The 12,794-nt window shown below is 35.4% G+C and carries 19 protein-coding genes; all 19 read left to right on the top strand.

Features of this window, described 5'->3' with window-relative positions; genetic code table 11:
* Positions 1 to 664, top strand: a 664-nt coding sequence (gene nrdD, locus PHO71_RS17450) for an anaerobic ribonucleoside-triphosphate reductase (protein WP_300205768.1), incomplete at its 5' end; no start/stop codon positions are given.
* Complete coding sequence (locus PHO71_RS17445; RefSeq protein WP_300205767.1) at positions 661 to 1,287, top strand: metallophosphoesterase; 627 nt, start codon at positions 661 to 663, stop codon at positions 1,285 to 1,287. The genes nrdD and PHO71_RS17445, both read left to right, overlap by 4 nt.
* Positions 1,284 to 1,799, top strand: a complete 516-nt coding sequence (locus tag PHO71_RS17440) for a 4Fe-4S cluster-binding domain-containing protein (protein ID WP_300205766.1) — start codon at positions 1,284 to 1,286, stop codon at positions 1,797 to 1,799. Before PHO71_RS17445 ends, PHO71_RS17440 begins: the two co-directional genes overlap by 4 nt.
* Entirely contained in the window at positions 1,792 to 2,022 is a 231-nt protein-coding gene (locus tag PHO71_RS17435) for a hypothetical protein (protein WP_300205764.1), read from the top strand. The genes PHO71_RS17440 and PHO71_RS17435 overlap by 8 nt, the downstream gene beginning before the upstream one ends.
* Complete coding sequence (locus PHO71_RS17430; protein WP_300205762.1) at positions 2,010 to 2,525, top strand: hypothetical protein; 516 nt, start codon at positions 2,010 to 2,012, stop codon at positions 2,523 to 2,525. Before PHO71_RS17435 ends, PHO71_RS17430 begins: the two co-directional genes overlap by 13 nt.
* A gap of 481 nt (positions 2,526 to 3,006) precedes the next feature.
* Positions 3,007 to 4,047, top strand: coding sequence for a hypothetical protein (locus PHO71_RS17425; RefSeq protein WP_300205760.1), 1,041 nt, complete (start codon positions 3,007 to 3,009; stop codon positions 4,045 to 4,047).
* Positions 4,044 to 4,382 carry a peptidyl-tRNA hydrolase Pth2 gene (gene pth2, locus PHO71_RS17420; RefSeq protein WP_300205758.1) on the top strand — a complete coding sequence of 113 codons (339 nt, stop codon included), beginning with the start codon at positions 4,044 to 4,046 and terminating at the stop codon, positions 4,380 to 4,382. Before PHO71_RS17425 ends, pth2 begins: the two co-directional genes overlap by 4 nt.
* Before the next feature lies 1 nt (position 4,383).
* The gene (locus tag PHO71_RS17415; RefSeq protein WP_300205756.1) at positions 4,384 to 6,750 is read left to right on the top strand and encodes a DNA polymerase domain-containing protein; all 2,367 of its coding nucleotides are present in this window, start codon (positions 4,384 to 4,386) and stop codon (positions 6,748 to 6,750) included.
* 11 nt (positions 6,751 to 6,761) lie between these two features.
* On the top strand, positions 6,762 to 6,977 hold the full coding sequence (locus PHO71_RS17410) for a hypothetical protein (protein WP_300205755.1): 216 nt from the start codon (positions 6,762 to 6,764) through the stop codon (positions 6,975 to 6,977).
* Positions 6,978 to 7,099: 122 nt separating this feature from the next.
* Positions 7,100 to 7,444, top strand: coding sequence for a hypothetical protein (locus tag PHO71_RS17405; RefSeq protein WP_300205753.1), 345 nt, complete (start codon positions 7,100 to 7,102; stop codon positions 7,442 to 7,444).
* A gap of 62 nt (positions 7,445 to 7,506) precedes the next feature.
* Positions 7,507 to 8,118, top strand: coding sequence for a thymidylate synthase (locus PHO71_RS17400; RefSeq protein ID WP_300205751.1), 612 nt, complete (start codon positions 7,507 to 7,509; stop codon positions 8,116 to 8,118).
* Between the two features lie 4 nt (positions 8,119 to 8,122).
* Entirely contained in the window at positions 8,123 to 9,301 is a 1,179-nt protein-coding gene (locus PHO71_RS17395; protein ID WP_300205749.1) for a PD-(D/E)XK nuclease family protein, read from the top strand.
* Positions 9,268 to 9,714, top strand: coding sequence for a hypothetical protein (locus PHO71_RS17390; RefSeq protein ID WP_300205747.1), 447 nt, complete (start codon positions 9,268 to 9,270; stop codon positions 9,712 to 9,714). Before PHO71_RS17395 ends, PHO71_RS17390 begins: the two co-directional genes overlap by 34 nt.
* A complete protein-coding gene (locus tag PHO71_RS17385) occupies positions 9,698 to 10,303 on the top strand; it encodes a hypothetical protein (protein WP_300205745.1) in 606 nt (201 codons plus the stop codon). Before PHO71_RS17390 ends, PHO71_RS17385 begins: the two co-directional genes overlap by 17 nt.
* 13 nt (positions 10,304 to 10,316) lie before the next feature.
* On the top strand, positions 10,317 to 10,541 hold the full coding sequence (locus tag PHO71_RS17380; RefSeq protein ID WP_300205743.1) for a hypothetical protein: 225 nt from the start codon (positions 10,317 to 10,319) through the stop codon (positions 10,539 to 10,541).
* Position 10,542: 1 nt separating this feature from the next.
* The gene (locus PHO71_RS17375; protein WP_300205741.1) at positions 10,543 to 10,830 is read left to right on the top strand and encodes a hypothetical protein; all 288 of its coding nucleotides are present in this window, start codon (positions 10,543 to 10,545) and stop codon (positions 10,828 to 10,830) included.
* Entirely contained in the window at positions 10,794 to 11,351 is a 558-nt protein-coding gene (locus PHO71_RS17370; protein WP_300205739.1) for a hypothetical protein, read from the top strand. Before PHO71_RS17375 ends, PHO71_RS17370 begins: the two co-directional genes overlap by 37 nt.
* Positions 11,326 to 11,625 (top strand): hypothetical protein, encoded by a 300-nt coding sequence (locus PHO71_RS17365; protein ID WP_300205737.1) that lies wholly within the window; start codon positions 11,326 to 11,328, stop codon positions 11,623 to 11,625. The genes PHO71_RS17370 and PHO71_RS17365 overlap by 26 nt, the downstream gene beginning before the upstream one ends.
* Before the next feature lie 46 nt (positions 11,626 to 11,671).
* Positions 11,672 to 12,794, top strand: a 1,123-nt coding sequence (locus PHO71_RS17360) for a right-handed parallel beta-helix repeat-containing protein (RefSeq protein WP_300205735.1), incomplete at its 3' end; no start/stop codon positions are given.

Genomic DNA, 12,794 nt, shown 5'->3' with positions numbered 1-12,794 from the left:
ATTATATACATTAGGATTTATAGACCTTACAAAACAATATTCAACAACAGGAATTAATGGTTTATATGAAGCTGTAGATTTCATGGGTCTTGATATTCTAGAACAAAACGGACAAGACTTTATATTTGAAATTCTGAGTGTAATTAATAATACAAATAAACGTTGTGATAAATTATATTCGAGTCATCACAATGTGGAACAAGTCCCAGGAGAATCATTAAGTATAAAGTTCGCAGAAAAAGATATAAAAATGGGAGTACAAGATAAGTATGCATTATACTCTAATCAATTTATTCCATTGTGTGTTAAAGCAGATCTATTAGATAGAATTAAATTACAAGGATTATTTGATAGCCAATTTTCTGGTGGGTCAATTCTACACATTAATGTAGAAACTAAAATTGAAGATCCACAACTAATTTATGATCTCTTGGAATCATCTATAAAAGCTGGTGTTATATATCAAGCAATTAATTATGTTATTGCTGAATGTCGCGCCGGACATCTTACAATTTCACATAATGATATTTGTCCTATCTGTGGGGAGCAGATTACAAATATGTATACAAGAGTTGTAGGATTTTTAAGTAGTATAAAAAATTGGCACCCACGTCGACGGGAATTAGATTTTCCGAATAGACAGTTTTATGGTGGGATTGAATGAAAATAGTAGCAGCATCGGATTTACATATTGGCTATGAAGGCACGAATTATGCCAACATTCACAGACTACTAGACTATACTGTAGCTAATGCTGATAAATTAATTTTATGCGGCGACATCTTTGATTTCTGGCGTTGTAGTTTAGATGATATTAGAAAGTATGCACCAACATTTTCGGTATATAATAAGTTAGTGGAAATTTCCAATCAAATGGATGTAGTAATCATAAAAGGAAATCACGATTCTACATTAAATGATTCCGTTTTTAATATTTCTAAACCATTCGAATTTCAAGGAATTTATTATACACATGGTTGGGAATTTGATGTGGAACAATGTATAGGGTCACCATTCTTTAATTTTATTACAGAATATTTCCCTAATATATATAAAAAATTCTTTAAAACACCATTTGAAGTACAAGCCAAATCGGATGTTTATAACACACAAATTAAAGCAATCGATATGGTAGCAAAACGATATGCGGAACAATATGATTATTTAGTCATGGGACATACACATTATCCAGAAATCGATGGTAAGCTTGTAAATTGTGGTGACTTAGTTGATTCGTCCACATATATCGAAATAAATGATGGTATACCTAAGTTAGTGATGTTATGAAAATTGCCGCTACACAATATTCATTGCAGTATAAAGCATTAGAAATTTATATCAGTGGCTGTGATGGTTATTGTAATAAATTAAATAACTCATTCATTTGTGCTGGAGTTGCAGAAGCACGTTGTCATAATCCAGAACTTTGGGATTATCAACTTGGAACAGACTTTAGAGATACTATATTTTTACAAACACTATTAGAGAAAATATCTTTATTCAATAAAAATATAGAATATATATTTATCTTAGGCGGGGAACCACTACTTCATAAGATCGATGAATTAGAAGAGCTATTAGATCTTCTGTCTGCTTTAAAAAAGAAAATAGTTCTATTCACTAGATTTGATGAAGATGCAGTCGAAATTGGTAGACTTAAGCCATACTTATTTGCTACAAAATTTGGGGCATTTGATTATGCTTTGCGCTGTAATAGTATAAATAATATTTTGGGATTTCCCATATCACTAGCTAGCAAAAATCAAATAATAAAAAAATGGGGAGATAATAATGATTAAAGGCTTAGATGTAGGATTAATAATACAAGATAATGATAGGGATACCGCCGTTTTTATTCCTAAAACATTATTTGATCTTGTAAAGCTTGGTTTAGAAAATAATGATAAGTTTAATGTTTCTTATCTATCGTTCGAACTTATTGGAGAAGATTCTATTATCATAAAAGATGATATAGAATCAGTTGAAACCAGCATTTCTGAGTTGAAACAATGGTTCGAATAATAACATTAATAGGTTTAAATGGAGCTGGTAAAAGTACTACAGGCGATATTGTTGCCCAGGTATTAAGAAAATCTGGATATAAAGTAGATATACGACCGCTTGCTAGACCCCTAAAATTATTAGCTCATAAATATTGTGATCTTAACAAACACGAAAATAGATTCTTACTTGAAGAATTTGCTGAGGAATTAAGGTATCTGTTCGGGCATGATATCTTCGTAAACTTAGTATTAGAAAATTCTTCAGAATTGGATTATATCGTAGTGCCAGACATGCGCTTTATAGAAGAGTTTAACTTGTTCTTAGTGAACGCACAGTCAGTAGACATTATAGAATGTGCCAGAAATGTTGAGACAACAGTTGATGATCGATGTCGATTAGAACGACTTAAATCATTTGGAATACCTATAATAGCTACACTAGATTGTGATCGTTCAGAATTAGTAACAAACTTATACGCCGTGGTGTCACAAATTGACGAAAAAAACGCAAGTCATAGATGAAGGTAAAGAATTCGAAGAGTGGCTATGCAGCTATCTAAACTCTTGGTTAGCTGTAAATAATAAGCGCGGGCTCTGTTATTCATTCCCAGATGGTGGGAATCAGATTCAGAGAATCGACTTATTGCTAGATAGCCTAGATATTTGTAATGTAGGAATTGAATGCAAATCAATCTTTGAATTGGGTGGATCATTTAGTAATGGAAAGATAGAACTCACCATGATAAATCGCACTGGCAGAGATCGTGTTGGACAAGTAGAAAGACAACATCAGTTTCTAAAGAACACAGGGCGATTTGGAGTATTTGCTATCGAGTTACGGCACTCTAAAGAGGTATATTTGTTACCGCATTCCTACCTATTCGATAAGATCGCATGTGGCGATCAAACAATAACATTTGATGAAATCTATCAGAATTCATATAGAATTGGATCGAATGGTAATCTAGAATTATTTGTAAAAAATAAATGTGGTGTAAATTAAATGTCAGATATGCTATCAATAATCAAAGGTCAGACAGGCGATAGATGGCCACGTGGTCTAGGAAATCCATTTAGAGCAGACTTTTCTGGACAATATTTTGTTGCTAATTCAGCTGAAGATGTATTAGCATTTATGCAGCAAAATAATTATACGTCCGTTTATGGTACTGTTTATAGTTTTACGGAATATACAAATCCGAAATTACACAGGGATAATGCGATTATTGATTGCATACCATTCGATTTTGATTCTCCGGATAACATTGATGCACTGAATGAATCACGCTTCGTATTAAATTGGTGTTTACGTCATAATATTCAACCGCGCGTTTCATTCTCAGGATCAAAGGGATTTCATCTAATAATAGATTTCGACATAGTTGAGCTAAAGCATCCTAAAGAAACGCTAAAACGATTCGCAGAAAAATTAATAACTGGTGGAAACCTAAAGTGTGTAGATAATGCGGTGCTTGGAGATATTAATAGAATTTTAAGATTTGTGGATACACGACATGCAAAGACTGGATTATTTTGTATACCACTTACATATCATGAAGTCTTAAACTTTTCTATTGACGAAATTCGAGAACTTGCAAAAGAACCACGGGATATGGTTCCTGAGCGAAGAAACGCTCCAGAATTAGTTAGGTTGACAATTCTCGAAATTGATGCTGATATAAGTAAAGAGCATAAAGTATCTAGATTGGAAGGCTCTGCTCTACAAAATATATGGTGCGCTGGTAAATTCAGTAGCGATAAAACATGTAGAGCCTTTGAACATATTAAAGAAAATGGTGTAGATCTAGGTGGTCGTGACACAGCATTATGTGGATTAGTTAATTATTTTAAAATTAAAAGGTATTCTCGACCGCAAATTATCAGCGAAATTTCAGAAATTAATAAATTGTTTAATCCCCCATTAAACATGTCAACACTATTATATAAAATTGATTACCACTTGCGAAATAATTATTCATATTGCGCGTTCTTTAAGGAATCCTGCGGCTCGATCTGTGCACAATGTTCGAGGAATAAAGCATGAAACAAGTGATTATAGTACGTGAAGATCTTGGAATGAGTTGTGGAAAAATGGTGGCGCAGGCGGCTCATGCTGCAGTGAACGCGGTACGAAATGCATCAGAATCAGATGTTAATGAATGGATAGAATCCGGTTATAAAAAGATAGCATTAGCTGTAGATAGCGTGCTTGCATTAGAACAGTTAGCGGAAGCGGCAAAGACTGCTGGACTTCCATTTGCGTTAATCACTGATTTTGGTTATACAGAAGTGGCACCTGGTACAGTTACCGCACTTGGAATTGGGCCAGCCGAAGATGCTAAAGTTAACAGAATTACAAAGAAATTAAGGTTGCTCTGAAATGATAGTTCCACTAGTAGCTGAATCGTTAGTGACAGATGGGCGGCAGAAAGTTAAGATATGGCGAAACGGTGAAGCAGTAGTAATAGATTCGCCGTTGTTACCATATTTCTATTCGCCATTAGAAATACCAATGGTACGTAGCGAATTAGTTAAAAAAACACTATTATATGAAACCGATTACAGCGGCGATATTTATAAATGCGTTTTTAGGAATGAAAATGATTTACGAAAGAATGCCTCAAAAAATGCATGGGAATCTCGCGTTAAGTTAATTGATAGACTTTACATTGATATCCCCGAATATATTATTCAATACCCAAATAATAATGAGTTACGAATATTATCTTTAGATATTGAGGTAGATTCTTTCCTAACATTCCCGAACGCCGTAGAGAATGCCATTATTGCTATTGGTATACAATTAAATGATATGCCAATAGAAATTTATATGGCAAAAAAACATAATGATGACAGAGATTTATTAATCGAAGTGTTTAAGCGAATAAAAGAACTTGATCCTGACATCATCGTAACATATAATGGAATACGATTCGATATGCCGTACATCTGCGATAGATGTAAATATAACAGAATATCGACAACTTGGCTAACTCGCGATGGTACTGACGTCGAACATATTGAGGATCATACAACAGGAGAGTATAAAGCTACTAATATAGGTGGCCGCGTTCATTATGATATAATGGTTAGAAGTGTAAAAGATGGTCAGAAAGTTAGAGACCAGAATTTATTCCAGTTTAATCTAAAACACTTTGATATGAAAAGTGTAGCAAAAGCATATAACTGTCCTGATGTTATCAAAGAAAGTCAAGAAGTTATGTCCAACATGCGAAGTATTGTCAATACAAAACAGTTGCATGACTATTTAGAATCAGATATTAGATGTACCACATACTTGCGTAAAATTTATTTACCAGCAATTATTAAGCAAGCCGAAAATCTACAGGTTCCGCTAAATACCGTTGTTAATATGACACCGTCATATACAGGATCTATTATCTTTGCTAGAAAGTTTGGTGCAATTGATATCGTTGGTGATATGACAGTTGGAGAAGCCCATCCATTCTTAAGCGCTAATAAACAAGGAGCTTGGGTACAAACATATAGAACTGGTTTATTTAAAGATGGATTACGTGATATAGATGTTACGTCGTTCTATCCGAATTTAATTCTGCAATTAAACTTGTGTCCAACTACAACGAAGATACTAAGGACAGAAGATGAGTTGAAACCATACTCAACACACATGACAGAAGATAATCATTTGCAGTTAAGTATTCCAGATGAACGCGCGAACTGCCAGATCATCATCGACATTAATATGAATAAACAGGGGATCGCTTCAGCATTCGTTGCCGAATTGATGCGAGATCGCGCAGAAATTAAGAAGCGCATGAAGACGTTAGATAAAAACTCTCCAGAATATGCTGATTGTGACGCAAACCAACTGAATCTTAAAATTATTATTAATTCATTAACCGGATTTTTTGGAATGCAGTACTCCTTATTCGGTAGCTTGGCTGCGTATATAGCAATCACAGGATCTGGTAGATACTTACTCAGACAAATGAAAGACTTCTTAGATAAGGACGAAGAGCGTGTAATTGCATGTAATACCGATGGTATTTATTTGACCGGTGGGCCATCATTAGACGAGATCCACGAATGGTTAGAAGCCTTTATTAAAGAAAAATACTTCTGCGATAAATCGTACATTTGGTTGGAAGACACTCCATATTCTGCTGGATACTTCCAGAAGAATGCAGAGAAACATTATCTTCTTCTAACTAAACCAGATAAAAACGGTAAACAGGATCTTATAATACATGGCGGCGGCCTTAAGGGAAGCGCTAAGATTCCACTTTATTCTGCTGTGATAGATGAGATTGGTCTTAAGCTTTTAACAACCGGTGTTACTGAGGCTGATGTTGAGAAGTTTTATAATTCAGCAAATTGGTCACTTGAAGATGTAACGTTCGGTAGAACCGTAAAACAACGCGACTCATATAAGAATGGTGGTGAACTTGGTGTACAACTTATCGACCAATATAAGGATAGGTTTGATAAAGTTGTGCATAGTGGTACAAGACTAAATTATGTCAAAGTATCCCCAACTAAAAAAGTAGCCAAGCACACGATTCGGCGAAAAGTAAAAGTACCAGTTGAAGAAAAAACAAGTGAGTATAAGCTTGTTACAATATTCGATAAGCTTTCAGACGTACCAAATTTAGATTTAGATTATTATAAAGCGGAAGTCGATAAAGCGTTAGAGCGTTTAGATTTGGCCGATTTATGCCCTAAGACGCAGGTAGCTAAAGAACAAAAATCATTATTCGATTTTTAATCGGTGATAACATGTTAGATAGAACAATAAAACTGTTTAATATTTTAGATAAAGCAGATATTGCGATCTTAAGTATAGGGCTTTATCGTGCAGCAGAAAAGAATCTAATACTGTTGGATGCAATTATATTTGCATTCACTTATTTAAAAAATATTCGGTCAGATAAATACGGGCGACTTGATATGAAGTTTGTTGCTGATATAGCATCGTTCCTAGCATGGCGGTGAAAAAATGGGATCAGTCGCGGTGGAAGAAGATAAGATACGCTTTCTTGAGCGTAAGATTTATGAACTCCTTTCTCGTATAAGAGTATTAGAGAAAAGGATTGATGAACTGGAGCAGAAGTAATATGAAAAAGTACACGCCAAGTTTTCTAATCTCTGAGTTTAAGAGATTTGTTGATACATTTGGCATGATACCAACTATAGAAGAATTCAGTAGTGCCAACACTTTTCCTAGTGCTGGTGCATACCTTCTCTTATTTGGTTCATGGGAAGCTGCAATTTCAATAGCAGGATATGATCCGGAGAGCATTAACCGTGATAACGAACATTTAAGAAATGAATTAAAACGGTTTGTTTCATTAGTTGGACATGTACCAACTATCAAAGAGCTAAATGCTATGCCAGATTTTCCAAATGCGAAACTATATATTTCACGATTTGGATCAATTAAAAACGCACTCGGGGAATAATAATGTATTGTATTAACGATAATAGCTATAATAATGCATGGGCGCGTGCAATCAGATACGTCATGGATAATGGTGTTGTTAGACCATCTATTCAGGGAAGCCGTAAGATGATTAAGCACGAACCATTAGCATTTGATCTCGGCCCTACTGCTATTCAGCAGGCATTAAATGGAGATATTCACCCACAATATCCACAGCAACATGGTCTTGGTGAATATTGCGCACAATTTAGAGACGGCACAACAGCTGCTATTAACTCAAAAGGATCGCAACCATATACATATATGGGTCGCACAATTTCACAGTTACGTAAGATAGCAAAAGATCGTTTGTTAGATGAGAAATTTAATAAACGTATTCAGATCGTTACATGGGATAAATTTGAAGACTTAGGAGCAGAAAATCCACCATGCTGGCAACTCGCCGATATTTGTAATATTGAAAATAACGAATGTGAAATAACAACAATGTTTAGATCGCATGATTTGTTTGGTGCGTGGCAATTCAATAACATTGCTCTACTTAGGTACATATCAGAAGAAGTCTTAGAAGAACTCGAACTTGTTCCAGTACGATTTGTAGAATTTAATACTTCTTGTCACGTCTATGATTATGATTGGTATAAGGCGGCGAAAGTCAACTTAATTCCAGCAGCACTTTCTAGACAGGTATAATACTATGGCAAGAAAAGCATCTGCATCGCAGATTATTAGGTGGCTGCGTTGTCCACGCAGTTATTACTATGCATATAAGCAAAGAATAAAAGAGCCGAAGACAATCCATTTAATTCGTGGATCACTTATCCATGAGGTGATTGAAAAATCTTTTGATCTTGATATTAAAGAGGAAAAGATTACTAAGGCTAACTATAAGACAAAACTTCCAGCATCTATAATGCATTTGTATGAGCAGATATTGGAAGCGCCGGGAAATGAATTTGGTAGACCCATCGCATCCCCAAATGAATTTTTTACAGAATTATGTGGGGATAAAGCAAACGATGAGTTAGAAACGACACGACTAATGCTCACAAACTATCTCTCACAGTATATGATGGAGATTGAGCAATGGACGAATAAGTTTAATAATTTCCCTAAAGCATATCGTGAGGTAGCACCAAAGTTTCGTGAAATGCATATTGATTTAGGATATATTCAGGCATATCTTGACCAAGTGTATGAAGTGGAAGGTTCGGTAATAATTGCTGATCTTAAGACATCCACACTAACTACAGGAAAGGCAGTCAACTGCGACTCTTACGTACCAAATGGTGTCACTGGACTGAATGATGAATATGTCCTACAGTTATTTATTTATGCATGGATGTATTGGAAACAAACTGGTGTGTATACAGACTGGTTGATGTTAAAATATCTTAAGTATGGTTATGAATTTGCAATACCATTTAAGTTTATGGATCGCGATAAAATATTTAAAGATATTGAACTATTGATTGATACATTTATAGAAGCTACCGAATCAGACGATATAAATGACTATCCGATGAATACCGAAGGTAGTCCACGTATTCCACTCTGGAATGTACATAATACGTTTTGTTCCGCGAAGAACACAAAGTTTGCACAGCGGCATTTCTGTTATTATGATCGGTACTGTAATGAAGCTATTGCCGACGGCGAATTCACTGACGTATTTGCTCCAGATGAGCAGCAATATGTAGTAGAACTAGACAACTGTTCTTATACGTTAACAGCATGGATTGCTAAGCAGAAGAACTTCGTAAAGACTAGATATCTCGGCGAATTCGTAAAAGAAACCGAGAAGGCAGTCTGTTTAAATGTCCCAGAGTTAGACGGAAATATTTGGCTACCAAAGAGTCAGATTACGAAGGTATAGAAATGGTAAAGGAAACAGTGGCTTGGGAAACAAAGTTCGGTACGCTTGCGCATTCATTTGATGAAGCAAAAGCAATTGAACTACAGGAATTGGTTGTACGCAGAATCTGCACATGTTGTGGTGAGAGGGAAGCCTATGAGGACTTAGATATGTGCACAGTCTGCGCTGGTAGAGTTCAAGATATGTGGAAAGGTATGGATGCAATGATGGCTGCGTATAATGGATATTCATCCTTGGATAAGCGCGATCTTTGTAGACACACTTGGGAAACAAAACGGCAGTATGCACAAAGAGTATCTGGATATAAGGAATCTAACATTGCACCAGAAATCGCATGGAATATGCAATGGGATCCTAACGAACAGGTATATAAGCATAAAAGAACAGGCGAGATAATTGACATCAAGGACTAGACGCGTTCTAGTTGGTTGTGAATTTTCTGCAGCCGTTAGGTCAGCATTCGAAGCCGCTGGTTGGGAAGCATGGAGTTGTGATCTGGAAGAAACAGAAATTCCGGGGAACCATTATAAGGGAGACATTAGGGATATGCTAGATCAACATTGGGATCTAGCAATCTTTTTCCCTCCATGTACTTACTTATCAAATTCTGGTGTTCGCTGGCTTTATAATGCAGATAAAACGACTAACACAGAACGCTGGGCAAATATGGTTGCTGGTGCGGAATTTTTTAAGATGCTGTTAGAATCAGATATAGAACACATCTGTGTAGAAAATCCAGTACAACATAAGTATGCACGTGCTATAATAGAACATGAATACACGCAGATTATTCAACCATGGCAATTTGGACATGGCGAAACAAAGGCAACATGCTTATGGTTAAAGAATCTTCCGCGCTTAGAACCAACAAATATCGTTAGTGGTAGAGAACACAGGATTCATAGGATGTCGCCATCAGCAGATCGACAGCGTGAACGATCCAGAACATTCGAGGGAATTGCTTATGCCATGGCAGACCAATGGACGAGATACTTGGTATGATGTAATTCTTTACATGCGTGATACAGATTTTAGCTTATCGGATTATATTTACCATATTGCGGAACTAATTTGTGATTCATCTATGACAATTCCAATAAATGGTTTCACAGTTCCTTATTATATAAAAAGGAAGATTCAGGGTGAAATTAATATTACAGTAAATGTTCAATACGATCCATTACAATTTATATTGGACTTTACTTTAGATGAATTCACAGATATAAATCAAGAGGAATAAAATGGTTAATAAAATATATTTTGTTACATTCGATATTTTTGGAATGACTGATGCGGATGCTGCAAAAGTTAAGATTCCAAATTATCAGTTACTAAAAATTGATGGTAGAAATTGGACACTCGTTCACATAGTTATCGAAGATGATGCTAAATTTAATAATAGTGAGTACAGAGATAGATTCATCAATAGTCTATGGGATGATATCATTCAGCAGATTCAAGTATGGAATTCTAATTGGAATGTTCGTACGTCATGGCTACAGAAAACTGTAAAGGAGCTTTATTTATAATGCCTAATGTTTATTTTGATATGGATGGTGTTCTTGTAAATTTTAATAAATTTGCATATACACACTTTCCAGATTTAATGCGAGTACCTGGAACACAAACATTTTTCTGGGATACGATTAATACTAGATGTGGAACAGACTTCTGGGCAGATTTAGAACCTATCCAAATGGGTTTAGATTTACTTACAGAAATCCAGAAGTTACCGGGTGTTAATACTTGTGTTCTAACTGCTATTCCAAATTATGATGGTACAAACGCTAATGTGAAGGAGAACGCACGAGTCGGAAAGATTAAATGGGTCGCTGACCACATTGGTGATATTCCGTTTTTAATGACACGTAGACGCGAAAAAATTAACTACTGCGTCGACAGACACTCTGTATTGATTGATGATTTTTCAAAAACAGTAGATGAGTGGAACGCATGCGGCGGATTAGGAATTCTTTTCGATCAAAGGAACCCAGAAATGAAAGAATTAGTATTGGAGAAATTCTATGATTTTTACGGGAGCGGTATTTGAGATAAAAGGGTTAACCGAAATTGATTCTATTACAGATCGCTTTAAACCAGAATTTTGGTTTTTTCAGTTAGTTAATGATACTTGGTATCTAGTAACAGTTGAGGAATCATTCGACTGTGTTCTTGTCCGTAATTCATTTGCAGAATTAATTGCATTCGAAGATAAGGTTAAAGCGAAACTTCCAGAATATGAAATTATCGGTTCTATGTTTATCACGAATAAACCTATTGTAGATTATAAAGAACTAATTGAGGATATTATAAATGTCGACTAATTTCCAGCAGTTTTGTGCAACATGCACAATACTGTTTCTTTTATTTATGACTTTAGGTTTAACTACATTTACTGGACATGCAACTGATATCGATATTACAACAGCTATTTTAAATGATAGTGTTTGTTTAGATAATTGTACGGTAGATGTCAACAATCCAATAGTTATTAGTACAGCAAACCGACAACTATTTGGCGTAAATGATTCAAAAATTCAGTTTGTTAATGGCGCTAATGTTGGTAAAGCCGAAGGTATGATTTATATAAATGCTAATAATATTGAAGTGTACTCACTTAGATTAGATGGAAATCGCGAAGGAAATACACAATATAGAAGTGGTGGCGATTACCAAAATTTGATAGAGGCGCATAATTGTAAAAATTTATGGATCCATGACTGTTATCTAACAAATAATCATGATGATGCATTAGAAGCAACTAGCTGTCAAAATTTAAATTATTCTTTTAATACAATTTATATGTGTGGGCATGACGGATTATATGCTATTGACTGTAAATACGTGCTAGCTGAAAACAATACAATCTGGACACGAATAAATAGTGGCCTTCGTCTATACAATACTAACGACGCATTACTTCGTAATAATAAGATCCAACGTGGTATTGGTGGCGGCGCTGGTATAGAAATCCAGAAATGGGGATCAGACGATCCGATGAATAACATTACTGTTTTTAATAATGAACTTCGCGGATTAGCACTTCCTGGAATCTGGATTTTCGGTTCACAAACATACCAAACAAATGATGCCCACATTTTTATTTTTAATAATACCATTATAGATTGTCCAACTGCAATGGTAGTAAATGGGTTTAATGTAAATGCGACTAATAATAATTTAGTTAATAATGAAATTTACTTGAGGAATATGTATGAGTACTTACCTACTGCAACTGGCTTTATATTTGCAACTGATGATACAGCTGTGGTACACAACGAACTACCCACGCAGTATTCTGTTGTGTTAATTGATGTTTCAGAGGAACCAGTTGTTCCTGAGGAACCAGTTGTTCCTGAGGAACCCGTTGTTCCTGAAGAACCAGTTGTTCCAGAGGAGCCAATACCAGTGGTAGAAAAGAAATCCTCTGGTGGCAGTGGCTTCTTTATTGACGATGTACCACAAGAACCAGAGCCAGAGCCAGAGCCTGTTG

Origin of the sequence: Bacteroides sp., assembly GCF_028690125.1 — a bacterium.
Taxonomy (GTDB): Bacteria; Bacteroidota; Bacteroidia; order Bacteroidales; family Bacteroidaceae; genus Bacteroides.
This window is presented reverse-complemented; position numbering and strand designations above follow the sequence as displayed.